The organism is Arthrobacter rhizophilus, from assembly GCF_026241105.1.
Classification (GTDB): domain Bacteria; phylum Actinomycetota; class Actinomycetes; order Actinomycetales; family Micrococcaceae; genus Arthrobacter.
Map to the genome: position 1 here is coordinate 430,324 of NZ_JAPFFT010000001.1, position 24,202 is coordinate 454,525.

The window sequence follows — 24,202 nt, forward strand, 5'->3', positions numbered from 1 at the left end:
GCACCCGTCGAGCCGGCAACACCCGTACACATGCCCATCGCACCCCGGAGCTTCAGGCCGGCAACGCAGCGGATCGTTCTTCCGCTGCGTCCGACCAACCCCCGCCGGGTCAATCAGCCATTAGTCTGCCTAGGCTCCTGCTCCTGCTCCAGCCTTCCGCACCAGCCGGCGGTGGCCTCTAATGGAGTGGCTTTTCCTTCTCGCCGGTGTGCTCCTGATTCTGGGCACGGGCTTCTTTGTCGCCGTGGAATTCTCCCTCGTGACACTCGACCAGGCGACTGTCCAAAGAGCGATCGACGGCGGCGACCACGCCGCTGTGGCGTTGCTGAAATGCTTGAAATCCCTTTCCACCCAGCTGTCAAGCTGCCAATTGGGGATTACCCTCACTACCTTGCTGACCGGTTTCGTCATGGAGCCTTCGGTTGGCTCCCTGTTGCACGGACCGCTGCTCTGGGCCGGGCTACCTGAGGCTGCTGCGCAGTCCGTGTCGCTCATCATGGCCATGACCTTCGCCACCGTGTTGTCGATGCTGATCGGCGAGCTGGTCCCCAAGAACATGGCCTTAGCCTTGGCTTTTCCGCTGGGCCGGGGGTTGGCCCGCCCGCAATTGATGTTCACGGCGGTGTTCAAGCCCGCAATCGTGGTGCTCAATGGCTTCTCCAACAAGATGCTCAACCTTGTTGGGCTTGAGGCCAAAGAAGAGATCTCCGGCGCCCGCTCGCCTTCCGAACTGGCCTCGTTGGTGCGCCGTTCGGCGGAGCTGGGAACCCTCGACGCCGGGACGGCCAACTTCGTTGCGCGCACGCTGAACTTCTCCGCCCGGACCGCGGCGGATGTCATGACGCCGCGCATCCGTATGGAAACCATTGACGCCGATCAGCCGGTATCGGACATCATCGAGGCCGCCCGGCGCACCGGATACTCCCGCTTTCCTGTCATCGGCGAGTCCGCCGATGACATCCGCGGCGTGGTGCACATCAAGAAGGCCGTCTCCGTCCCGTCTGAACGCAGGAGCAGGGTCGAGGCCGGCGCCATCATGTCCGAGGTCCTCAGCGTTCCCGAAACCATCCACCTCGACTCTTTGCTCTTGGAACTCCGCGAGGGCAACCTGCAACTCGCCGTCGTGCTTGATGAGTACGGCGGAACTGCAGGAATCGCAACGCTCGAGGACCTGGTGGAGGAAATCGTCGGCGAAGTGGCAGATGAACACGACAAAGTCCGGCCTGGATTGCTGCAAAGCGCCTCGGGGGACTGGTACTTCCCCGGACTATTGCGCCCGGACGAGGTCAGCGAACAGATCCCGGGCCTGACCGTCCCGGACGACCCCGCGTACGAGACCGTAGGCGGCTACGTCATGAGCCAACTGGGAAGGATCGCGATTGTCGGCGACGTCGTCGAGGCGGGCGGCGGCACCCTCGCCGTCACTCGAATGGATGGCCGCCGGATCGATCGTATTTGCTTCCACCCCACAGCACCCGAGCCTGACGATGAAGGCACTGGCGTTAAAGACACAGCGGAACGTGAAGCGAAGGGATGGCAAAGCAGGAAGCAAGCCAGCAAGCGGCTAGGTAAGAGCTCCGGCAGCTCGGCAGGCAATGCCATTGGCAACCCCGCGGGCAGGACCGCCCGCAAAGGACGTGCTGCATGAGCGACTGGGCAGGAATCCTGTGGCTCGTAGTGCTGTTGATCGGCAACGCGTTCTTTGTCGGCGCCGAGTTTGCCGTGATGTCCGCGCGCCGCAGCCAGATTGAACCTTTGGCCAAACGCGGTTCCAAGAGCGCACAGACCACCCTTTACGCGATGGAACACGTCTCGCTAATGCTTGCGTGTGCTCAGCTTGGCATCACCGTCTGTTCGTTGCTGATTCTTCTCGTGGCCGAGCCAGCCATCCATCATTTGCTGGGAGCGTCACTGGAATCAGTGGGCGTCCCCGTCGAATTGGCCGATGTTATCGCTTTTGCGGTTGCCTTGCTGGCGGTCACGTTCTTGCATGTCACCTTTGGCGAGATGGTCCCCAAGAACATCTCTGTTTCTGTGGCGGACAAGGCAGCATTGCTGTTGGCGCCTCCTTTGGTCCACATAGCCCGCTTCGTGAAGCCCGTTATCTGGACGCTGAACTTTCTGGCAAATCGCATTCTGCGCCTGATGAAGATCGAGCCGAAGGGCGAGGTGACCTCCTCCTTCACGCTTGAGGAGGTGCAGTCGATCGTCCAGGAATCGACTCGCCACGGACTGGTGGACGACGACGCTGGCCTGCTGAGCGGCGCGCTTGAGTTTTCAGAGCACACCGCCGCGCACATCATGGTGCCGCTCGACAAGCTCGTGATGCTTAAGCCTGGATCCACGCCGCGCCAACTGGAGAAAGCCGTAAGCCGCACCGGCTTCTCGCGTTTCCCGGTGTTGGACGACGACGGCGAGCTGACCGGTTATCTGCACATCAAAGATGTGCTCTCCATTCCGGAAGAGGGACGGCGCTATCCGATTGTGGAAAGCCGGATTCGTTCCCTCGTGAACCTCGCGCCCGAGGACGAGATTGAAGATGCCATGTCGGTGATGCAGCGGACCGGCTCGCACCTTGGCCGGGTTGTCGGGGCGGGCGGCGCGACGCTGGGCGTGCTGTTCCTGGAAGATGTTATCGAACAGTTGGTGGGCGAGATCCGGGATGCCACCCAGGCCACGGGGATCCGGCGCTTGGGCGGACCTGCGTCAACATAGTTCTTGCCGGCCCTGAGGGGCCGGCAAGAACCTCTCATGAATCCATAAATAGGAATCATTCCCATTTATGGATACACTCATTGAGCCAGCTATTGTGTTTGATTCTCATTTGAGTAGATCCGAGGTTTCCCCGTGCGTCGCACCGCCGCCCGTCTTTCCCTTGCCGCGTCCGCCGGCCTTGCCGTCCTGCTTGCCGCATGCGCGGCACCCGCTGCGACTGCGCCGTCGTCGTCCTCCGGCGTGATCGATGTGGTCGCCTCTACCAGTGTCTATGGCGATATCGTCAAGAGCGTCGGTGGCGACAAAGTGGTGGTGACCTCCATCATCACCAAGACCAGCCAGGATCCGCACTCCTACGAGGCCAGCACCCAGGACAAACTGACCATCTCGAAAGCCCGGCTTGTGATCGACAACGGTGCGGGCTACGACGACTTCTTCACCAAGCTGAGCGACGACAGCAAAGTCCCGGCTGACAAGGTCATCACAGCCGTCAACGCGTCCGCGCTCCTTCCCGCTGCATCGGCCGGCGCTACCTCCAAGGTGCCGGAAGGGTTCAACGAGCATGTCTGGTACAACTTCGACGCCATGGGCAAGGTGGCCGATGCCGTTGCTGCGAAGCTCGGAAGCCTGAACTCCGCGGAAGCCAAGACGTTCACCGCAAATGCCGATAAGTTCAAGTCGTCCCTGAGCGTGCTCAGCGCCAAAGTCGCTGAAATCAAGGCTTCCAAGGGCTCCGCTCCGGTAGCCATCACCGAGCCGGTCCCGGGCTATTTGCTGGAAGCTGCGGGCCTGGAAAACAAGACGCCTGAGGAATTCAGCCACGCGATCGAGGCCGGCTCGGACGTTCCTCCCGCGGCAGTCAAGGAAACGAGCGATCTGATTACTTCGAAGTCGGTGCGGTTCCTGGCGTACAACGAACAGACCGCGGGCGCCGAGACGGAGAAGCTGAAGGCCGCAGCAACCACGGCCGGAGTTCCGGTTGTCGGATTCACGGAGACACTTCCGGAGGGCAAGGACTACATCGCCTGGATGACGGACAACGTGGGCAACATCGCCGCTGCGCTGAACAAGTAGCGATCATAGGCTAGACAGGAAGCTGACGGGCCCAGCAATCGTCCTAAGATGTACAGGGCGGCTGCGGGGCGTTTGTGTTCCGAACATAGGGTGCTTTCCAAAACAGGGGCATTCCAGGCGCATGCAACAGCAACACAGCTTCGCGAACCCCATGGATCGAGGATTTCTTTTTGACACCGGTAGTGAGCCTTCGCGGCGCGGGTCTCCAGTTTGGCCAGCGGGCCCTCTGGAAGGACCTCGATGTGGACATCAGGGCGGGTGAGTTCTTCGCTGTGCTTGGTCCCAACGGCAGCGGCAAGACCAGTTTCCTCAAAGTCCTCCTCGGCCTGCAGCAACTCCACTCAGGGACGGTGACCGTGGGCGGACACCCCGTTGAACGAGGCAGCCGAAGGATCGGCTATGTCCCGCAGCAGAAGTCCTTTACCCCGGACACACCGCTGCGCGCCCGGGACCTGGTTGCCCTCGGCGTCGACGGCCACCGCTGGGGTTTGCGGATTAACCCCAAGGCTGTCAATGACCGCGTTGACAGTCTTTTGGAACTGGTAGGTGCAAGCGATTACGCCCGCGTTCCAGTTGGCCAATTGTCGGGAGGGGAGCAGCAGAGGCTCCGCGTTGCGCAGGCGTTGGCCACTGAGCCTGAACTCCTGCTCTGTGACGAACCGCTGCTCTCCCTGGATTTGCACCACCAACGGGCCGTGAGCGCCCTCATTGACCGGCAATGCCACGAACGGAACAGCGCCGTGGTGTTTGTGACCCACGAGATCAACCCGGTCATCGACTACGTAGACCGTGTCCTCTACCTCGCAGGCGGCAGGTTCAGGGTGGGAACACCCGAAGAGGTCATGACCACAGAGGTTCTCTCCGAGCTGTACAACAGCCATGTGGAGGTTATCCGCGCGAACGGCCGGATCGTCGTCGTCGGGCTTCCGGACGCCACCACCCACTACCATGATGACGCGCACGCCGGCGTGGAGGAGAGCCACTAAATGGACTTTGGCAGCATCCTGCACACCATCTTCAACTTTGAAAACTACGGCGAACTGCTGGCGTTGGTGCAGAATTCCATCTGGGCTGGTGCCGTCCTAGGCTTGCTCGGCGGGCTCGTGGGCACTTTCGTGATGAAACGGGACCTCGCTTTCGCCGTGCACGGCATTTCGGAATTGTCCTTCGCCGGGGCCTCATTCGCGTTGCTCATCGGAACGGACATCATTCTTGGCTCGCTGGCGGGTTCTGTTGCGGCCGCACTGCTGCTGGGACTCATGGGCGTCCGGGCACGGGACAAGAACTCGATCATTGGCGTCATCATGCCGTTCGGACTGGGCCTTGGCATTTTGTTCCTGGCCCTTTACCAAGGCCGGGCTGCCAACAAGTTCGGACTCCTGACCGGCCAGATCGTCTCGGTGGACACCGTGCAGCTCCAGGTTCTGGCAGGCACGGCCGTGGTGGTCATGATCGCGCTCACCGCAATGTGGCGTCCGCTGAGTTTCGCTAGCGTTGATCCCGAGATGGCGGAAGCCAGGGGAGTGCCCGTCCGCGGGTTGGCGATTTCCTTCATGGTGTTGCTCGGCGTCAGCGTTGCACTGTCCATCCAGATAGTCGGCGCATTGCTGGTACTGGCCCTGCTGATCACTCCCGCGGCAGCTGCCCTGCGGGTGACCACTTCGCCGCGGCTTGTGGTCCTGTTGAGCGTGCTCTTTGCCATCACAGCCACGGTGGGCGGAATCCTCCTGGCGCTCGGCAGCAGGATTCCCATCAGCCCGTACGTCACCACATTGTCGTTCCTGATCTACGTGGTGTGCCGGATCATCGGCAACGTACGCGCCAAACGGGGGATCAACGGCCGGGTAGTCCGTCCGCACGCTGTCATGGACCGAGCAGCCGAGGACCGCGCGGTGGCTGGCTAGACGCGGTGGCTGGCTAGAGCAGTCCGGCGGCCTTCTTGGCCGTGCACTCGAGGCAGAGTCCGAAAATCTCTACGGTGTGGGCCACTTCGGTGTAGCCGTTCTCGGCTGCCACCCGGGCCGCCCATGTCTCGACGGCCGGTGCCTCCACCTCGACGGCCTTGCCGCAATTGCGGCATAGCAAGTGATGGTGGTGACCCGTTACGGCGCAGCGGCGGTAGACGGCTTCACCGTCGGCATTGCGAAGGACATCTATGAGGCCATCGTCGGCTAGGGACTGCAGAATGCGGTAAGCCGTGGCCAAGGACACAGAGACGCCCTGGTTCTGGAGCAACCTGTACAGTTCCTGGGTGCTCACGAAATCGTCCAGTTCGTCCAGGGCGGCACTGACAGCCAGGCGCTGCTTGGTGACGCGCTGCTCCCTGACAGCGGGATCCTTCGCAGCCGGGAGCGGCTGGGCTGCGGGCCCGGACGTGGCGGCATTCGCGCCGTGTGACATTCGTGAACTCATTTCGATGTGGATGTTCGCAAACACCAAGGTTACCAGCCGGCCACCCGTGGACACCGGTCCTTGGGCGCCGGCTCGTGGACACCGCCGGAGGCCCGCCCCTAGGCTGGCAGCATGAAGCTCACCAAGTTCACCCACGCTTGTGTCCGCCTGCAAAAGGACAGCCAGGTCCTCGTGATTGACCCGGGCACCTTCTCCGAGTCCGAGGAAGCCCTTGCCGGGGCCCACGCGGTGCTGATCACCCACGAGCACGCTGACCATGTGGACGCCGACGCAGTGGTCGAGGCGCTCAAGGGAAACCCCGGACTGCAGGTGCATGCACCTGCAGGTGTCGCCTCCCAGCTCGCTGTCAAAGCGGGCGACGACGGCGGCCGGGTGCACGCCGTCGAACCCGGCTCCTCCTTCGAAGCCGGTGGCTTCGCGATACGCTCCTTCGGAGGGCAGCATGCCCTCATCCACCCGCAGATTCCCGTGGTGGCCAACATCGGCTACCTCGTGGACGAAAACGTCTTCCACCCAGGCGACTCGTTCGTTGTCCCTGATGGCATTGACGTCAAGACGCTCCTGGTGCCGATTCACGCACCGTGGTCAAAGGTGGGCGAAGTGGTGGACTTCGTGATCTCCGTCCGGGCACCCAAGGCCTACCCGGTCCACGATGGCCTGCTCAACGAACTGGGACGCGGGTTGGTTGAAGCCCATGTGACCCGGATCGGCGCGAAGTACGGCACCAGCTACGCCAGGCTGTCCCCGCGGGAGTCTGTGGAGGTCTAGCCAGGTCCGCTGGCCGCGCCGTCTACATAGTGCTTGGCCACGTGCCCGTCTCGAAGAAGTCGATCAGGATTGCCTCGTACGGCGCGGGATCCAGGCCGCGCTCGGCGATCCAGGCCGGGTTGTAATAGCTTCCCGCGTAGCGATCGCCGGCGTCGCACATGAGGGACACAATGCTGCCGCGCTTCCCCTGGGCCACCATGTCGGCAATCAATTGGCAGACGCCCCAAAGGTTGGTTCCGGTGGATGGCCCCGCATGAAGCCCGGCAAGCCGCTGCAGTTGCCGCATGGCCGCCACAGAAGCTGCGTCGGGAACCTGGATCATGGAGTCGATGACGGCCGGGACGAAGCTGGGCTCCATCCGGGGCCGCCCAATGCCTTCGATGCGGGACGGCATCCCCGTGGAATAGTCCGAAACGCCGTCGCGCCAACCCGGATAGAACGCTGAGTTCTCCGGATCGACAACGGCCAGCCGGGTGGAGTGGCAGTGGTACCGCAGGTACCGGCCGATGGTGGCACTGGTTCCCCCTGTGCCCGCGCCCACCACGATCCACTCGGGTACGGGGTGCTCTTCGAGGGCGAGTTGCTCAAAGATCGACTCGGCGATGTTGTTGTTCCCCCGCCAGTCGGTGGCGCGCTCGGCGAAGGTGAATTGGTCCATGTAGTAACCGCCGGACGTTCGGGCAACGTCCTCGGCTACCGCATAGACCTCGGAAGCATGGTCCACCAGCAGGCAGGCGCCACCGAACTCTTCGATGAGCGCGATCTTTTCCGGGCTGGTGGTCCGGGTCATCACGGCGATGAACGGAAGCCCGATCAGCCTGGCGAAGTATGCCTCCGATACCGCTGTGCTGCCGCTCGAAGCCTCGACGATGGTGGTCCCGTCGGTGATCCAGCCGTTGACCAGGCCGTAGAGGAAGAGCGACCGGGCTAAACGATGCTTGAGGCTGCCGGAACGGTGCGTGGACTCGTCCTTGAGGTAGAGCTGGACGCCCCAGTGTTCGGGGAGTGGCACCGCGTAGAGGTGCGTGTCCGCCGAGCGGTTGTTCTCGGCCTCGATGCGGCGGATTGCCTCGCTGGCCCATGCCCGGTCCTGATTGCGTAGAGTGCTCACCGATCCAGCCTACCGGCGGTGCCTGCCGCGCAAGGATAGGCTGGTGACCGGTTGGCAGCTGATAGGTAGTCGCTGCAAAACGAAGGAGATTTGATGGCCACCCTCATTGACGTAGCCGCGCTCAAGGACCGCATGGACGCGGGCAAACGGACGGTATTGCTCGATGTCCGCTGGGTGCTGGGCGATCCGCACGGCCACTCGCATTTCCGCCAGGCCCACATCCCCGGCGCAGTCTACGTGGACTTGCACAATGAGCTCGCGGATCCCTCCGCCGAGGGCCAGGGTAGGCACCCGTTGCCGCGCACCGCTGCGCTGCAGCAAAGCGCCCGTGCTTGGGGCATCAACGACGGCGACACCGTGGTTGCGTATGACGACAGCGGCAGCACCGCGGCGGCGCGATCATGGTGGCTGCTCCGGGACGCCGGTTTCCATTCCGTGTTCCTGCTCGACGGCGGATTGGGCGCCTGGCGCGCGGCCGGCTACCCGTTGGCCCAGGATGAGCAACCACCGGTCCCCGGCGACGTCGTTCTTGGACACGGCCACATGGAAGCGATCAGCATGGAGGAAGCGGCAGACTGGCACAATCGCGGAATCCTTCTCGATGCCCGCGCGGGAGAACGCTACCGCGGTGAAATCGAACCTATTGATCCCCGCGCCGGACACATCCCCGGCGCGTTGAGCGCCCCCACCGCCGGAAACCTCGGCACGGACGGCACATTTCTCCGTGCAGCCGAGCTCCGCTATAGATTTGCTGCCCTGGGCATCGACGATGGCAGCAAAGTGGCTGTCTACTGCGGTTCAGGTGTGACTGCAGCCCATGAAATCGCCGCCCTTGAAATTGCCGGATTCAAGGCCGCGCTGTTCCCGGGGTCCTTTTCGCAGTGGTCCTCGTTTGACTCCAACCGGGTGGTGACGGGTGCCGAGCCCCTGGGCGCGCCCGGCCGGTGAAATTTGCTTCGGTCAATGACGCCGGAGGACCTGGCGGCACTGGGTGGCAATAATTCAGTTCGCAGGGGTAGCGTCGAGGCATGACTCCCGGACGCCCCGTTCCCCCGCCCCTCGGCAAACCGCTCGTCGTGAGTGACGAGACAGCGTTCGCCGCGCCCGCCACCCCATCAAACCCCGTGGCCGCGCCTATCGCGTCGCCAACTCTCGCGGCAGCCTACGGTGCGACTTCTGCGGTGAGCGGTCTTGTCCCCCTGACTGTGGCCCGCCGCGCACCCAAGGAAGACGACGTCGAGATCGAGATCGATTTCTGCGGCCTGTGCCACTCAGATGTCCACGCGACACGGGGCGAATGGGGGGCCCAAAGCTATCCGCTGGTTCCAGGCCACGAAATCGTGGGCCGGGTCCGCAGCGTGGGCTCGGCCGTTGACGACTTCGCGGCCGGTGACCTGGTGGGCGTCGGCTGCTTGGTGGACTCCTGCCGGGAGTGCGACAGTTGCCTCGAAGGCCTTGAACAGTATTGCGAACGCGGAAACGTGGGAACCTACGGCGTGAGGGACGGCCGGAACGGCGACGCCATCACCCAGGGCGGTTACTCAACTTCGGTGGTGGTTGACCGCCGCTTCGTGCTGCGCGTGCCCGAGGGCCTTGACCCTGCCGCGGTGGCGCCATTGCTGTGTGCGGGCATCACTACCTACTCGCCGCTGCGTTACTTCGACGTCGAGGAAGGGGACGTGGTGGGCGTCGTCGGACTCGGCGGATTGGGCCACATGGCCGTCAAGATCGCCAAGGCGATGGGCGCGCAGGTGGTGGTCTTCACCTCCTCGGATGCCAAGGTTGAGGCGGCAATCGAGCTTGGTGCGGACGACGTGATCCTCTCAAAGGACCCCGAAGCCATGGCGGGCGCCAACCGCACTATTGACGTGATTATCGACACCGTTGCGGCGCCCCATGACCTGAACCCGTACTTCCGCACCCTGCGGCTGAACGGCGCACTCTTCCAATTGGGACTGCCTTCCACAGACATGCCTCCGCTCAGTCCCGGCGCGCTGATCCGACGCCGGCTCTCCTACGCGGGCTCGCTGATCGGCGGGATTGCCGAGACCCAGGAAATGCTGGATTTCTGTGCCGAGCACGGCCTGGTCAGCGATGTCGAAGTCGTCACCGCTCGGCAACTCAATGAGGCCTTCGATCGCATGGTTGCCGGCGACGTAAAATACCGTTTCGTCCTGGACACCAAGACCCTTCAGCCCCCTTCGGAAGAGGCAGACGTATGAGCACCCTGTTTACAAAGATCATCAACGGCGAGATTCCCGGACGTTTTGTCTGGAAGGACGACCACGTCGTGGCTTTCCTGACCATCGCCCCCATCACCCAGGGCCACACTTTGGTGGTCCCTCGAGACGAGGTTGATTCCTGGACCGACGCTTCGCCGGAATTGTTGGGCAAGGTCATGGATGTGGCCCAGAAGATCGGCAAAGTGCAGGAGGATGTGTTCGCGGCCAAACGCATCGGAGTTCTCGTGGAGGGTTTTGAGATCGAGCACCTGCACGTCCACGTGTGGCCGGCCTACTCCATGGCCGATTTCGAGGTCCACAACGTTGACCGTCACCCGGATCCCACAACCATGGACACGAGCGGGGTCAAGCTTCGTGCCGGCCTCCGCGCAGCCGGGCACGGAGAGTTCGTTCCGGCGGACTGAGGTTGGGCGCCGCGGAACTCTCCCAGACGCTCGCTCACCTTTGGCGCCTTTTCCCGATCCTCCTGCGGATATAGGCTGCTTTCGGGCGACGCTCGCTCACCTTTGTTGGAGAAACCCGAAACCCTCCTGCACAAGATGTGAACTGCTCCCCGGAGGTTGGACTGAGAAATTCAGTTCCGATTTTCCGGGGATCAGTTCTATGAACTGCAGGAGGGTTTCGGTTTTGACCCTTATAAGTGCAAGAGGGATGAAAGAATGGCCGTGATATGTGAGCGAGGATCGGTATCCTCCCGGCGCCTCGGCTACGCGGGTGCCAGCGCCTGGTTGAGCACCGTCCGGATACGTTTTTCCGAGACTGAGTAGGCTGTGCCGAGCTCCACGGCGAAGAGGCTCACACGGAGTTCCTCGATCATCCAGCGCACCCGTGTTAACTCGGCACCCGCGCGTCGGCCTGGGAGCAGCGCAGACACGGCGTCGTCGTAGTCGTCTTCCAAGGCCTGCACGACGGACATGTTCAACCCGTCCCGCTGGACATTGTTCGGAAGCTTTTCGAGGCGCTTCTCAATTCCGGCCAGATACCGCGGCAGCTGGCTGAGCTGTGCGTAGCCCGTCCGTGCCACAAAACCAGCGAACACGAGTTGCTCCAGTTGGCTCTTCATGTCATTGAGCGCACTGATCAAGGCGAGGCTCGTGCTGCCCTTGAGTTGCTTCTCGATCCGCCGGGTGCTGGCCAAAACGCGTTCGACGACGGCTGTCACCGTGAAGACGGTGTCGATCAGTTCTGCTCGGACCACTTCGTAAAGGGCATCGAACGCTGCCTTGTCCCAGGGGAGTTCGGCCGGAGTCAGCTTGTCGATAGCCGCGAGGGCACAGTCCGCGATCAAAGCGCTCACTGAGCCGTGCGGGTTCTGGCTGAACGTCAGTTTCTCGGTGTTGTTCAAGTGTTCCAGGACGTAGCGGTCCGGGGCGGGAACCCGCAACGAGAGCAAACGGATGACACCGCCACGCATGGCGGACTCTTGCTCTGCCCGGGTCTGGAATACCCGCAGCGCGACGGACTTGCCCTCATCTAGCAGGGCCGGGAAACCCGTGACGTCGTGCCCCTTCACCGTGCGGGTCACTTGGCGTTCAATTGCGCCGAAGGTCCACCCGGTGAGCCCAGATTGCTCGGACAGGAAACCGGCGGTCTGAGAGATCGGGCCGTTACCGTCGGACGAGGCGGGAACTCCGGCAGCCGTAACCCCGGCGGTGGGCGCTCCGGTGCCCCTCGGCCCGTTGGCGCGGGCCGTCGTCGCGGGTGTTGCCCCGAGGGACTCGGCGATGGCCCGGCGGGTCGCCGGGGCCAGTTGTTCCTGAAGGGCGGCGAGGTCCTTACCTTCGTCCAGCACCTTGCCGCGGCTGTCCACCACCTTGAAACTGACACGCAGGTGCGCCGGCACGAAGTCCCAATTCCAGGAGCCCGGAGGGATGATGTGTCCGCGGATACGGCGCAGTACGAGTTCGAGCGAGGCCTCAAGGTCGTCCGAGGCAGGATCGAAGTCATTCTCCAAGGCAGCAGCTGCTTGCCTGGCAACATCCGGGGCCGGGACGAAGTTCTTCCGGATGTGCTTAGGCAGCGACTTGATCAACGCCGTGACGAGCTCCACCCGTTGGCCGGGGATCTGCCATCGGAAGGCGGCGTCGTCGAGCTGGTTAAGGAACAGCACGGGGACTTCCGCTGTGACACCGTCCGAGGGATTAGGCGGCGAGCCGGGAGCCACGGGGTGGAACTCGTAGCTCAGCGGCAGCTCAAAGCCTTTGTGCAGCCACGTTTTCGGATAAGCAGAATCATCCAAGGCCTCCGCATCCTCGCTGATGAGGAGCGATTGGTCGAAGTCCAGCAGGGTGGGGTCTTGCTGGCGGGCTTCCTTCCACCATTTGTCGAAGTGCCGTTCGGAGACCACGTCCTTGCCGATCCTGGCGTCGTAGAACTCGAACAGCGTGTGGTCATCCACCAGGATGTCCCGGCGGCGCATCCTGGTCTCGAGTTCCTCGATCTCGTGGAGTAGGGCGCGGTTGCGGTGGAAGAACTTGTGGTGGGTCTTCCAATCGCCTTCGACGAGGGCGTGCCGGATGAAGAGTTCGCGGGAAAGCTCCGGGTCGATCCGGCCGTAATTGATGCGGCGGTTCGGGATGATGGGAACTCCGTAGAGCATCACCTTCTCGTGCGCCATGACCGAACCTGTCCGGGCGGACCAGTGGGGCTCGCTGTAGGAGCGCTTCACCAGGTCCGGCGCAACTTGCTCGGCCCACAACGGATCGAACTTTGCCGCGACCCGCGCCCAGAGCCGGCTTGTTTCAACCAATTCCGCGGCCATGACAAAGGCCGGAGACTTCTTGAACAAGGCCGAGCCCGGGAAGATGGCGAACCGGCTGCCGCGTGCTCCGGCGTATTCGCGCTTGCGTTCATCCAGCAGGCCGATGTGGCTCAGCAGCCCCGAGAGCAAGCTGATGTGGATGGCCTCGTTGTTGCCTACGGGGTCTGCCTCGCGCTTGTTGTCGATAGTGATGCCCAGTGGCTTGGCGAGCTGGCGCAATTGCTGGAAGAGGTCCTGCCATTCGCGGACGCGCAGGTAGTTGATGAACTCAGTCCTGCAGAGCCGGCGGAATTGCGTGGAGGAGAGCTCCTGCTGCTTTTCCTGGATGTAGTTCCAGAGATTCAGGAATCCGGTGAAGTCCGAGTTCTCGTCCCGGAAGCGTGCGTGCTTCTCCGCTGCAAGCTGTTGCTTGTCCGTCGGGCGCTCGCGCGGATCCTGGATCGTCAAAGCAGCCGCCAGGATCATGACTTCCTTGACGCACCCGCGTCTTCCGGCCTCCACAATCATCCTGCCGAGCCGGGGGTCGACCGGCAGCTGCGCCAATTTCTGCCCGACGGCGGTCAGGCCGCTGCCCGCACGCCCGTTGCCGCCGTCGCCCGTGTGGGGAGTGCTGCCGTCGCTCGTGGGGGGAGTGCTGCCGTCGCCCGTGCGGGCAGGGCTCAGGGCGCCGAGTTCGCGCAACAGCGTGACGCCGTCGTTGATGGCACGGGAGTCCGGCGGCTCAACAAACGGAAAGTTCTCTACGTCTTTGGGGCCGCGGGCTACTCCCATGGCAGTCATCTGCAGGATGACGGCCGCGAGGTTGGTCCTTAGGATCTCCGGATCGGTGAACTGGGGACGGGACTCAAAGTCTTCCTCCGAATAGAGCCGGATCGCAATGCCTTCAGAGACACGGCCGCAACGACCGGAGCGCTGGCTTGCCGAGGCCTGCGATACGCGTTCAATCGGCAGCCGCTGCACCTTGGTCCGGTGCGAGTAACGCGAGATACGGGCCGTACCGGTGTCGATGACGTACTTGATGCCGGGAACCGTCAGGGACGTTTCCGCGACATTCGTGGCCAGGATGATCCGCCTCTTACCGCCGGGGTTGAAGACCCTGTGCTGCTCCTGCAGGCTCAAGCGGGCAAACAGTGGCAGGACTTCGGTTCCCGCAAGCCTTCGGTTGGACGCGATCCGGCCGTTCAGGGCCTCTGCTGCGTCGCGGATCTCGCGCTCGCCGGAGAAGAACACCAGAATGTCGCCGGGAGCTTCCAGTGCAAGTTCGTCGACGGCGTCGCACACTGCATCGAGGGGATCGCGGTCTTCCTCGAGTTCGTCGTCGGACGCGTCTTCATCGCCACCTCCGGCTGGCTGGGACAGCGGCCGGTAGCGGATTTCCACGGGGTACGTCCGGCCCGAGACCTCAATGATTGGCGCGGGCTCTTCCTCGCTGCCGAAATGCTTGGCGAAACGCTGGGGATCGATCGTGGCCGAAGTGATGATGACCTTCAGGTCCGGCCGCTGCGGCAGGATCCGCTTGAGGTAGCCCAGGATGAAGTCGATGTTGAGGCTGCGCTCGTGTGCCTCGTCAATGATGATGGCACTGTATTTCCGCAGCAGCTTGTCGCGCTGGATTTCCGCGAGCAGGATTCCGTCGGTCATCAACTTGACCTTGGTGGCCTTGCTGACCTCCCCTGTGAATCGGACCTGAAAGCCCACTTCCTGCCCGATCTCCACGCCCATCTCGAAGGCGATACGTTCGGCAACCGTTCGTGCGGCAAGGCGGCGGGGCTGGGTGTGGCCGATCAACCCCTTGTCCCCGAGGCCCAGTTCCAGGCACATCTTGGGGATCTGGGTAGTCTTTCCGGAGCCGGTTTCGCCGGCGATGATAGTCACCTGGTTTGCGGCGATGGCCGCCATCAAGTCCTCGCGGCGCTCGGAGACGGGCAGCTCTGCGGGGTAGGAAATATGAAGTGTCATGGCTGCTGACAGTCTACTGTGGCGGCGCGTCGCCTTGCAGTGCGTGGTTCCCGGCGGCTTTTTCCAATCGCCCGGCCATGGTGCGCGCGTAGTCCTTGAACTCATCGGGGGAGATGATCTCAAAGTCCATGTCCAGGGCAGCGAGGTGGGCGGCCGGTTGTGCCAGGCTGTCCCAGCCCGCGCGGAGGAGGGTGGCGTTCCCGCCGTCGTCGCTCAAGCTGGCGAGCTGCGGGCCGACGACGGCGGCCACCTCGCCAATGGGGGCATGGAGGCGGACGACGACGTCGTAGCGGTACGGCGAGCGGGTCACGGATCGCTGGACGTAGTCCGCGAGGTCCTTGGCCGGCAAGGGGCGCGGCACATACCTCTTCCGTTCAACCGGCAAGGAAGCGATGCGGTCCGCACGGAACGTGCGCCAGTCTTCCCGGTCAACGTCCCACGCCACGAGATACCAGCGGCGCCCGGTGTCCACCAAGCGGTACGGTTCCACGAGGCGGCGGCCGGCGTCGCCGTCGGCCTTGACGTAGTCGAAACTGAGTTGCCGTTTGTCTGCGATCGCGGCAGAGACCACAGTGAGCTGCTGGGGGTCCACCGACGCCGCGTTGCTCGGCAGCGTGGTGACCGCGGCCTTGAGCATGGCGAACTTGGGGCGCAGACGGGAGGGCAGCACCTGTTCGAGTTTGGCGAGTGCGCGTACGGACGCCTCCCCGATACCGGCCACAGGGCCCGCCGCCACGGAGTTCAGTCCCAAAGCGACCGCCAAGGCCTCGTTGTCGTCGAGCAGTAGTGGGGGGAGTTGGGCTCCGGCGCCCAATTGGTAGCCACCGGCTATGCCGGGCGAAGCATGGATGGGATAGCCCAGGTTGCGGAGCTTGTCGATGTCGCGGCGGACGGTCCGCTCGGTGACTCCCATCCGGTTGGCCAATGCCGGACCGGTCCATTCGCGCCGGACCTGCAGCAAGGAAAGCAATTGCAGCAGCCTGGCGGACGTCTGGATCATGGCATTGAATCTAGCCCAAAATGCGGACAATAGCCGTCCTCATTGAGTTCTAGGCTGTGTCCGGGCCTTCCGGCAGCGGACGGGCCGCGCAGGAAGGCTCGGATAGGGCGTGGTTAGAAGACGCGAAGCGTCCAGTAAGGAGTGCTGGGCAGTTCCCGGGCGGTCCAAGGCTCTTCGGAACGGACGGGGGGAAGGTGGCCGCGGCCGTCCCGAAGAACTGCTGAGACGGTAGCAGCGGCAGTGATGACGAGGATGATGAACACCAAGATTCCGACGATTTCCATGTCTCCATCGTGTTCCTGATCCAGTTCAAGAAACAGTGGCAGAAATGACCCATTTAGGCAATTTTCTGCCACACTGGAGTTATGTTGAAAACGGTGGCAATCATTGTGGTTCCCAACTTCTCGATCTTCGAGTTCGGGACCGCCTACGAGGTCTTTGGCATTGATCGCAGGGACCGGGGGAGCGGCGTTCCGAGCTTTGATTTCAGGGTCTGCACCCCTGTCCCGGGCGATGTGAAGATGAAGTCCGGCCTGTCGATGCACGTCGGCCTGGGGCTGGAGGCCGCGGATGATGCCGACCTCGTCATCATGGCCCCCTACGGCAGGGACGAGGACGTTCCGGAATCCGTGCTGGATGCCCTGAGGGCAGCCCACGCGCGCGGGGCATGGGTCATGTCCATTTGTTCCGGAGCATACGCACTTGCGCGCGCTGGGCTCTTGGACGGGCGCCGCTGCACAACGCACTGGCACTACTCCCAGGACCTGGCCAGCAGGTATCCGAAGATCCATGTGGACGAGAACGTGCTCTACGTCCAGGACGGAACACTTATTACGAGCGCAGGTACGGCGGCAGGGATTGACGCTTGCCTGCATCTGGTCCGTGTGGAGTTGGGTGCCAATGTCGCAGCAGCCATTGCGCGCGACATGGTGGTTCCACCGCACCGGGACGGCGGCCAGGCCCAGTTCATCGATCGGCCCATGCCCACGTGCGGCTCCGCGCCCATGGAGGCCTTGCTGCGCTGGATGGTGGAGAACCTTGATCGCGACCACAGTGTCAACGAACTGGCGTCCCGGCTTCACATGTCCGCCCGGACCTTCGCACGCCGTTTCCGGGCCGAGACGGGCGCCACACCTGCAGCCTGGCTCAACTCGCAGCGAGTGCTCCGAGCCCAGGAACTCCTGGAAACCACCGAACTGAATATTGACGAAGTTGCGCGCGAAGCCGGGTTCGGGCATTCCGTGCTCCTGAGGCACCACTTTGCCAAGGTCCTGGACACGAGCCCGCAGTCCTACCGGAGGGCTTTCCGCGGCCAGTTGGCCGAAGTCGGCTAGCGGAGGGTTTCCCGGCCTTCCACCTTGGCGTGCTCCACGAGGGTGTGCCATGGCCCGGTGACAGCGGTTTCCGGGAGCGTCGCCCGGTGTTGTCCCGCGCGGATCGAATACATGAACCGGTCGGCTTGCCCGGCTACCTGACCGGCTACTTGCCCGGCTACCTGACCGCGCGACGGCACCTGATCCCAAGGGCAGGCCTCCACGATCGGCATCCAGCGTTGCTTATCTTCGGAGCTGGCGGCATCCACGGTCCAGACGCGCGTGATCGCGGCGACGCCGCCGCTGCGCTGGACGGTGATTTTCATGTTCGACGGCTTCCACTGCTCTGGTGAGTGTTGCTAGAGCTTTACCTTCACAGTTTCCCACGCCTTCAGGACGGCGTCATGCTCGGAAGAACCAGCCCCAAACAGTTCCTCCGCAGACGTCGCGGTTGCCTTGGCGAACCGCCGGAACGTGCACGTGGCGGGTAGGGAGCCGCCTGTCAGGGTGTTGTACCAGATCTGGCCGGGCGCCTCCCACGCGTTGCCGCCCAACTCCAGCGCAACGATGGAGAAAGCCTTGTTGGGAATGCCTGAGTTGATGTGGACACCGCCGTTGTCTGCGGTGGTGCGAACATACGTATCCATGGAGTCCGGTTGCGGATCCTTCCCGAGCACGTCGTCGTCGTAGGCGGTACCCGGTGCCTTCATTGAGCGGAGCGCGGCGCCTTGAACGGCATCGGTGAACAAGCCCTCGCCGATCAGCCAGCTGGCCTCGGCAGCGGATTGCTTTCTGGCATGCTGCTCCACCAGCGCTCCGAAAACGTCGGACATGGACTCGTTGAGGGCTCCCGCCTGGTTCCGATAGGCGAGGGCTGCAGTGTACTGGGTGACGCCGTGTGCAAGTTCGTGCCCGATCACGCTGAGCGACTTGGTGAACCTTTGGAAGATCTCACCGTCGCCGTCACCGAAGACCATCTGGCTGCCATTCCAGAACGCATTGTCGTATAGCTGGCCGTAGTGGACGGTGGCATCGAGTTTCAGCCCGGCGCCGTCGATCGAATTCCTGCTGAACACCTCTGCGTAGAGCCTGTGGGTTTCGCCTAGTCCGTCGTAGGCTTCATCGGCGGCCGCGTCTCCGGTAGCCGCACCGCCCTCCTTGCGGAAGAGCTTTCCCGGCAGGACCTCGGTGGATCCGGTGTCGTAGATGGTCCGTTTCGGCGGACCGGGCCTGGCCTGGCGCGCTGTGGGTACCGGGGCCGGCACCGGAAGCGAGCGGACCGCCTGAAGGGACTTGATGTGGAGCAGGGATTCCTTGGCCGCCCGTGCAATGATCCGCAGGCGGGGCTCATTCTGGGTTGCCAGCCTGCGCAGCATGTAGGGCGGAATGATGGAACAGATCACAGCGAACCCTTTCGTACCTGGTGGACTTGACCGGGTACGAACAGCTTAGAAGCGGCCACCGACATTTTGGCCGGCTCGGTGCGGCATGTCCGTTATCGCGTCAAGTGGGAGGCCTCCATCGGGCATGGAGGCAAGGGGTCCACATCGTTTTCGGAACCCTTGAGGATCCGTTGCAGCTTGCCGAGGTCCACGATGCCATTGCCCCACGCCAAGTCGATTTCGTAGAGGGCTTGTTTGTTGCGGCGGGCGGCTTCACAGTCAGGCATCAGTGTCCTCTGGTTCCGGGCGAAGGACGGTTGCGAGTTGTGCCGCTGGCAGCCGCGAGAGTTTCCCGGCAAGGACCGGCGCTTTGGCTTCCAGCTCCGGGAACGCAGTTCCCGGCTCCATTTTTGGTATCTGCACAAGAACCATGTGTAGGGAGGGAGCAAAACGTGACGCGGTTTTTCCACTTATTTTTGAATTGCCATCCCCGCAACCCGCCGGGGCAAAGAAAAACCCCGCCAGTCCTTGGACTGGCGGGATTTTCTGTTGTGCCCTCGATAGGATTCGAACCTACGGCCTTCTGCTCCGGAGGCAGACGCTCTATCCCCTGAGCTACGAGGGCATCCAGGGCTCCCGTCCGTTGCCGGAGGGACGTCCACGAGCTTAGCAGGTCACCGCGCCGCAATGGAAAACGGTGAGGCTGTGCGCCGCGTCAGTAGCCCGAGAACGAGTCGGTATGGATTCTTCGGGCTCCTGCCCGGCGTGCGGCGGCGCGGAGGGAGTCCACGTTTGTCGGGGACCCGGACACGTACACGTCCCGTCCGGCAACATCGGGAACGAGTTCCCGCAGCGAGTTGCCATCGATCCGGCCCTGTCCGGCGTCGTGCATGAACGACGGCGGTGGGGAACCGTCTGCCATGCGCGCAATGACGCGCGCACCGGAGGCCTCCAGGACATCCCGCCCGGCAAGTTCGGCCGCGCTGGGGGCGAGATACAACACCACGATGTCCCTTCGCTCGGAGTCGAGCGACGCCAGTTGGGACAAGAAAGGCGTGATCCCGATCCCCGCAGCGATGAGCAGCACGGGCCTGCCGACGTCGGACGGTAGGACAAAGTCACCGCCTACTGCGGTGCCACGAACGCATTCTCCGGCCTCAAGGGCGAGCAACGCGCGCTTGGCGGCCGAGATCGGCTCCGCCGTGCCGACGCCGAAAGTCAACTCCGGCGAGTCTGGCGCGCTGGTGATGCTGAAGACCCGTCTCCGTCCCTTCCCGTCGGAGCGCGGGTGCGGAAGGTTGAGCTCCATGAACTGCCCGGGAAGGTAACGAACGGGACGGCGCGGCTCAAAACGGAATTCGGTAGTGGACGGAGTCAGGGGACGCGACCCCTTGAAGGTCAGCATGACCCCGCGGCGTTGTCCCGCGAGGAATGCGAGGAAGTTGCCTACGAGCAGCGCAAGTTCCGGCGAATTGGCCACGATACCCAGGTTGTACGGCACTGCGAACAACACGCCGACGACCACCGCCAGCGCCAATTGCTGCAAGCGCCGAGGCGGCAAGGTGAGCGGCTCCGTGAGCATGAAGCCCACGAAGAACAGGAGTGGCCGTTGCGCAAGCGGCTGCCAGAGGGCCGACCCCCATGTCATGCCCGCTTGCAGGAGTTCGGCGGACACGATGGATACCGTGACCACCAGGAACGTGCCGGCCATCAGCATCTTCCGCGTCCTGTACAGCACCAGCAGGACGCCCGGCACCAGGAGCCACAACATGGCCGGTGTCGCCGCCCACCATGTCGCAATGTTCAAACCCGTGAGGCTGGCGATGAAGGCGCCGGCGGCAGCAGGGTTGAAAATGTGGTGGCCACGGAAAGCCAACACATACTTGGACGCAGACGCCAGGACACAAGCCACAACCACCCCGGCAATGTCAGGAACCTGAACAGTGGGCAGGAGTTCGGTGGGCCAGAACAGGAAGTAGAGGAGAAGGCCCGTGATGAGCGAAGACTCCGAATGGGGCCGGACCTTGAACAGCACGGCCACGAGCCGGTTGGACGCATACGTCAGTCCCAGGCAAAGCACGAGGTGGACGAGCATTTCCGGCAGGCCGAACGTCAGCCAGCCGAGGACGTTCAACACCATGCTGTACACCGCAAGGATGGCGAGGATCCACAGAATCAGCCGGTACATGGTGAATCGGCCGAGCCAGGCGTCCGCACGCGCTTTGATGGCAATCATGTGAACAGTGTCCCTTCAAAACCTGCCGAATAGGCGGCGTGTCCGTCCGAATAGACCTTGAGCCAGGAGAAATCGAATTCTTCGTCGAGCACCTTCGGATCCACCAAGAAGAGTGCCGTGGCAAGCGCATCGGCTTCCAGCGCCGAGGGGGCCATGGTCCAGGTGGCCACCACCGTCTCCACCGGGCGCCCGGTGGCGCCGTCCAGGACATGGTGAAGGCCGTCGCCCCACGCGCGCCGGTTGGCCGCAGAAGCGCACAGGGCACCGTCGTGGAGTTCGACGACGCCGATCGCCTGCGTGGGGTCGTAAGGGTGTTCGAGGGCCACTCCCAGTGGTTCCGCGCCGGAGTGGAGCATGTCGCCGCTCGCGTCCACAAGGAACTCTGTGATCCGCGCTGAGCGCAGGACCGCGGCCACTAGGTCCACCAGTTGGCCTTTTCCGGCAGCGCCAATGTCCAGTACCAAGGGAGCGGAAGCGGAGATCTTTGAGCCGTTCCACTCCAGGACATCTTCCCAGCGCGGTGCCGGCACCGGGTGGCCGCGGGGCCGCAGGGCATAGTCCGCCCCGTAGCCCAGCTGCTCAAGGCTGCTGCCGATAAGTGGCGTCATGGCACCCCTGCTGAGGCGGTACAACTTCCTGAACAACACTTCCAACTCGGACGCCCCTGCCGGGAGAACCACAGTTCCGGGTTCCCGCGCGAGCCGCGCAATGAGGGAATCGGTGCGGAACCGTGAATAGCTTCGGTCGTAATCCTCCACAACACCCAGCAAGCTGCGGCGGACCGGACTCGGAAGGGGCTTCGGCGTCGAAATCTCCCACCTGGTTCCGATTCCGTCGAAGGCGAAGTCGCTCCAGCCCGCGTGCGGCATGGCGGCTATTTGGCCTCGGACTTGATGGTTTCCACGGCTTGGTTGAACCCGCCGCTGGTCAGGGAAGAGCCTGCGACCTTGGACACGTTGATGTCGTCCAGCTTCTTGCCGACGATCTGCGCAGCGATTCCGTCCTTGAACTCGCCCTGGAACTTCTTGGTGTTCGGGTTCGAGGGGTGGACGGTGATGTCGACGCCGGAAATGCTGCCACCGGACAAGGTCAACTGGACGCCTACGGTTTCCTGGCCGTTGGGGGAAGTGTAGGAGCCGTCGGCACTGTAGGTGCCGTCCTTGTACGAGCCCGATGATGAGGAGCCTGTCGTGGCCAGCTTGCCGGCGCCCGCCTGCGTGCTCGTACCCTGCGGTGTGCTGCTCTGGGCTGCGCTGGCTTGGGTGGAGGGCGCGCAAGCTGCCACCGAGCCGGCGAGGGTGAGGCCGGCGGCGCCGACGAGAATGCTCTTGTGGAGTGGCGTAGTCATGTTCTGCTCGTTTCAACTGGACAAGAAAGGGTCTGGCACATGGACCGGACGCACGGTTCGGGCACGAGGCCGTTCCGATGTTCAACGTTGAAATCAGCCTAGCGGTTCAGTCTGGGAGCTGTAGGTGGTGAAACTGTGCGTAGCCTGTGCGCCAACTGGTGCCCACGTGCACGTGATCACGAAGCAAAGAATTCCACCACTTGCAAGCCCCACCGGTAGGCTAGACGGGTGACTCCCGAAGAACTCTCCGCCGCCATATCCGCCTGCCTGAAAGACGCTGTCGCCGCTGGCGAGCTTGCGCTTTCCGAATCTGCCCTCCCCGAGGACGTACGCGTGGAGCGACCCAAGAACCGGGAGCACGGCGACTGGGCTACCAACATTGCTTTGCAGCTGGCCAAACAAGCAGGGACCAACCCGCGCGAATTCGCCACGATTCTCAGCAAGCGACTGGAAGCGATCGACGGCGTCTCCGCCGTGGAAATCGCCGGCCCGGGCTTCCTCAACATCACCGTGGACGCGGCCGCCGCCGGCGCACTGGCCAAGGCCATCGTCGAGGCGGGAAGCTCCTACGGAACCAACCAGGCGCTCGCAGGCCATGTGGTCAACATGGAGTTCGTCTCCGCCAACCCCACGGGACCGCTGCACATTGGACACACCCGCTGGGCCGCCCTGGGCGATTCCATCGCCCGCGTGCTCCGCGCCTCCGGCGCGGAGGTCACCGCCGAGTACTACATCAACGACGCCGGCACGCAGATGAACGTATTTGCGAACTCGGTGCTGTCTCGCCTGCACGGGCGCGGCGTTCCGGAAGGCGGCTACCCCGGAGAGTACATTCGGGAACTCGGCGACGAGGTCCTCAAGGCCCATCCGGCAATCCGTGAACTCACCGATGTGGCAGCGCTACCGGTGATCCGCGCCGCCGCCTACCAGGCCCAGATGAAAGACATCAAGGACACCCTTGCCGAATTCGGCGTAGCTTTCGATGTCTTCTTCTCCGAACAGGAACTGCACGACGTCGGTGCGATCGAATCCGCTGTTGCGCGCCTCCGGGAGCAGGGTCATGTGTTCGACGACGGCGGCGCCGTCTGGTTGCGCACCACGGACTTTGGGGACGACAAGGACCGGGTGATGATCCGCGCCAACGGCGAACCGACGTATTTCGCCGCCGACGCAGCCTATTACCTGTCGAAGAAGGACCGCGGCTTCACGGAGAAGATCTACCTGCTCGGCGCGGACCACCATGGCTACATCAACCGGCTCAAGGCCATTGCTGCCTGCGCCGGCGATGACCCCGAGGTCAACATTGAGGTCCTGATCGGGCAACTGGTCTCCGTCAACGGCGCCAAGCTGTCCAAGCGTGCCGGAAACATCATCGAGCTCAAGGACCTTATCGAATGGCTCGGGAAGGACGCGGTGCGTTACTCGTTGGCGCGCTTCCCCGCAGACTCGCCGCTCACGCTGGATCCGGAACTGCTGAAGAAGAACAGCAACGAAAACCCGGTGTTCTATGTGCAGTACGCGCATGCCCGTTCCCGCGGAACCGCCCGCAACGCGATCGAGGCCGGCGTGGACCACGGCGCTTTCGACGCCTCCCTCCTGGACCACGCCACCGAGAACGAGCTGCTGTCCTACCTCGGCAGCTACCCGTCCATCGTGGCCAAGGCCGCCGAGCTCCGCGAACCGCACCGGGTGGCCCGCCACCTTGAGGTCATCGCCGGGGCATACCACCGTTGGTACGACGCCTGCCGCGTTTCGCCGCTAGGGGACGAGCCGGTGCAGGACGTCAACCGCACCCGGTTGTGGCTCAACGACGCCACGAGCCAAGTGCTGGCCAACGGACTTGGGCTCCTCGGCGTTTCAGCTCCGGAACGGATGTGATC

23 protein-coding genes and 1 tRNA gene are annotated in these 24,202 nt (G+C 63.4%); 11 read left to right on the forward strand and 13 right to left on the reverse strand.

Annotated elements, in window-relative coordinates; all coding sequences use genetic code 11:
• The first annotated feature begins 181 nt into the window (after positions 1–181).
• The 5 genes from OOZ51_RS01910 (at position 182) to OOZ51_RS01930 (ending at position 5,693) form a co-directional block, all read left to right on the forward strand.
• Complete coding sequence (locus OOZ51_RS01910; protein WP_265977193.1) at positions 182–1,648, forward strand: hemolysin family protein; 1,467 nt, start codon at positions 182–184, stop codon at positions 1,646–1,648.
• Positions 1,645–2,715, forward strand: coding sequence for a hemolysin family protein (locus OOZ51_RS01915; RefSeq protein WP_265977194.1), 1,071 nt, complete (start codon positions 1,645–1,647; stop codon positions 2,713–2,715). Before OOZ51_RS01910 ends, OOZ51_RS01915 begins: the two co-directional genes overlap by 4 nt.
• A gap of 132 nt (positions 2,716–2,847) precedes the next feature.
• The gene (locus OOZ51_RS01920) at positions 2,848–3,789 is read left to right on the forward strand and encodes a metal ABC transporter solute-binding protein, Zn/Mn family (RefSeq protein WP_265977195.1); all 942 of its coding nucleotides are present in this window, start codon (positions 2,848–2,850) and stop codon (positions 3,787–3,789) included.
• 170 nt (positions 3,790–3,959) lie between these two features.
• Entirely contained in the window at positions 3,960–4,775 is an 816-nt protein-coding gene (locus OOZ51_RS01925; RefSeq protein ID WP_265977196.1) for a metal ABC transporter ATP-binding protein, read from the forward strand.
• The gene (locus tag OOZ51_RS01930) at positions 4,776–5,693 is read left to right on the forward strand and encodes a metal ABC transporter permease (protein ID WP_265977197.1); all 918 of its coding nucleotides are present in this window, start codon (positions 4,776–4,778) and stop codon (positions 5,691–5,693) included.
• 13 nt (positions 5,694–5,706) lie between these two features.
• Here OOZ51_RS01930 and OOZ51_RS01935 read toward each other — a convergent pair whose 3' ends face one another.
• The gene (locus OOZ51_RS01935; protein ID WP_265977198.1) at positions 5,707–6,189 is read right to left on the reverse strand and encodes a Fur family transcriptional regulator; all 483 of its coding nucleotides are present in this window, start codon (positions 6,187–6,189) and stop codon (positions 5,707–5,709) included.
• Between the two features lie 123 nt (positions 6,190–6,312).
• On the opposite strand from OOZ51_RS01935, the gene OOZ51_RS01940 reads away from it, so the two are divergent.
• Positions 6,313–6,969, forward strand: coding sequence for an MBL fold metallo-hydrolase (locus OOZ51_RS01940; RefSeq protein WP_265977199.1), 657 nt, complete (start codon positions 6,313–6,315; stop codon positions 6,967–6,969).
• A gap of 22 nt (positions 6,970–6,991) precedes the next feature.
• Here OOZ51_RS01940 and OOZ51_RS01945 read toward each other — a convergent pair whose 3' ends face one another.
• Positions 6,992–8,080, reverse strand: a complete 1,089-nt coding sequence (locus OOZ51_RS01945) for a PLP-dependent cysteine synthase family protein (protein ID WP_265977200.1) — start codon at positions 8,078–8,080, stop codon at positions 6,992–6,994.
• Positions 8,081–8,173: 93 nt separating this feature from the next.
• Between OOZ51_RS01945 and OOZ51_RS01950 the strand changes: the two genes are divergently transcribed.
• From OOZ51_RS01950 to OOZ51_RS01960, 3 genes are all read left to right on the forward strand, one after another.
• The gene (locus OOZ51_RS01950; protein ID WP_265977201.1) at positions 8,174–9,028 is read left to right on the forward strand and encodes a sulfurtransferase; all 855 of its coding nucleotides are present in this window, start codon (positions 8,174–8,176) and stop codon (positions 9,026–9,028) included.
• A gap of 80 nt (positions 9,029–9,108) precedes the next feature.
• On the forward strand, positions 9,109–10,302 hold the full coding sequence (locus OOZ51_RS01955) for an NAD(P)-dependent alcohol dehydrogenase (protein ID WP_265977202.1): 1,194 nt from the start codon (positions 9,109–9,111) through the stop codon (positions 10,300–10,302).
• Entirely contained in the window at positions 10,299–10,727 is a 429-nt protein-coding gene (locus tag OOZ51_RS01960; protein ID WP_265977203.1) for an HIT family protein, read from the forward strand. Before OOZ51_RS01955 ends, OOZ51_RS01960 begins: the two co-directional genes overlap by 4 nt.
• A gap of 302 nt (positions 10,728–11,029) precedes the next feature.
• Here OOZ51_RS01960 and hrpA read toward each other — a convergent pair whose 3' ends face one another.
• The 3 genes from hrpA to OOZ51_RS01975 all read right to left on the reverse strand — a co-directional run bounded on the left by hrpA (position 11,030) and on the right by OOZ51_RS01975 (position 16,327).
• On the reverse strand, positions 11,030–15,043 hold the full coding sequence (gene hrpA / locus OOZ51_RS01965) for an ATP-dependent RNA helicase HrpA (RefSeq protein ID WP_265977204.1): 4,014 nt from the start codon (positions 15,041–15,043) through the stop codon (positions 11,030–11,032).
• Between the two features lie 13 nt (positions 15,044–15,056).
• Entirely contained in the window at positions 15,057–16,043 is a 987-nt protein-coding gene (locus OOZ51_RS01970; protein WP_265977205.1) for a helix-turn-helix transcriptional regulator, read from the reverse strand.
• A gap of 113 nt (positions 16,044–16,156) precedes the next feature.
• Positions 16,157–16,327: a hypothetical protein gene (locus OOZ51_RS01975; RefSeq protein ID WP_265977206.1), complete on the reverse strand. Its 171-nt coding sequence runs from the start codon at positions 16,325–16,327 to the stop codon at positions 16,157–16,159.
• Between the two features lie 81 nt (positions 16,328–16,408).
• On the opposite strand from OOZ51_RS01975, the gene OOZ51_RS01980 reads away from it, so the two are divergent.
• On the forward strand, positions 16,409–17,377 hold the full coding sequence (locus OOZ51_RS01980; RefSeq protein ID WP_265977207.1) for a GlxA family transcriptional regulator: 969 nt from the start codon (positions 16,409–16,411) through the stop codon (positions 17,375–17,377).
• Here OOZ51_RS01980 and OOZ51_RS01985 read toward each other — a convergent pair.
• From OOZ51_RS01985 to OOZ51_RS02020, 8 genes are all read right to left on the reverse strand, one after another.
• Positions 17,374–17,682 carry a protealysin inhibitor emfourin gene (locus OOZ51_RS01985; RefSeq protein WP_265977208.1) on the reverse strand — a complete coding sequence of 103 codons (309 nt, stop codon included), beginning with the start codon at positions 17,680–17,682 and terminating at the stop codon, positions 17,374–17,376. The genes OOZ51_RS01980 and OOZ51_RS01985 overlap by 4 nt on opposite strands.
• Before the next feature lie 33 nt (positions 17,683–17,715).
• Positions 17,716–18,732 carry a M4 family metallopeptidase gene (locus tag OOZ51_RS01990; RefSeq protein ID WP_265977308.1) on the reverse strand — a complete coding sequence of 339 codons (1,017 nt, stop codon included), beginning with the start codon at positions 18,730–18,732 and terminating at the stop codon, positions 17,716–17,718.
• A gap of 119 nt (positions 18,733–18,851) precedes the next feature.
• Positions 18,852–19,025 (reverse strand): hypothetical protein, encoded by a 174-nt coding sequence (locus OOZ51_RS01995; RefSeq protein WP_265977209.1) that lies wholly within the window; start codon positions 19,023–19,025, stop codon positions 18,852–18,854.
• Positions 19,018–19,146 (reverse strand): hypothetical protein, encoded by a 129-nt coding sequence (locus OOZ51_RS02000; RefSeq protein WP_265977210.1) that lies wholly within the window; start codon positions 19,144–19,146, stop codon positions 19,018–19,020. Before OOZ51_RS02000 ends, OOZ51_RS01995 begins: the two co-directional genes overlap by 8 nt.
• A gap of 144 nt (positions 19,147–19,290) precedes the next feature.
• Positions 19,291–19,363: transfer RNA gene (locus tag OOZ51_RS02005), tRNA-Arg, on the reverse strand.
• Between the two features lie 90 nt (positions 19,364–19,453).
• Complete coding sequence (locus OOZ51_RS02010; protein WP_265977211.1) at positions 19,454–20,974, reverse strand: FAD-dependent oxidoreductase; 1,521 nt, start codon at positions 20,972–20,974, stop codon at positions 19,454–19,456.
• Positions 20,971–21,843 carry an FAD:protein FMN transferase gene (locus OOZ51_RS02015; protein WP_265977212.1) on the reverse strand — a complete coding sequence of 291 codons (873 nt, stop codon included), beginning with the start codon at positions 21,841–21,843 and terminating at the stop codon, positions 20,971–20,973. Before OOZ51_RS02015 ends, OOZ51_RS02010 begins: the two co-directional genes overlap by 4 nt.
• A gap of 5 nt (positions 21,844–21,848) precedes the next feature.
• Positions 21,849–22,322, reverse strand: coding sequence for an FMN-binding protein (locus tag OOZ51_RS02020; protein WP_265977213.1), 474 nt, complete (start codon positions 22,320–22,322; stop codon positions 21,849–21,851).
• Between the two features lie 228 nt (positions 22,323–22,550).
• Between OOZ51_RS02020 and argS the strand changes: the two genes are divergently transcribed.
• A complete protein-coding gene (gene argS / locus OOZ51_RS02025; RefSeq protein WP_265977214.1) occupies positions 22,551–24,200 on the forward strand; it encodes an arginine--tRNA ligase in 1,650 nt (549 codons plus the stop codon).
• Positions 24,201–24,202: the final 2 nt, after the last annotated feature.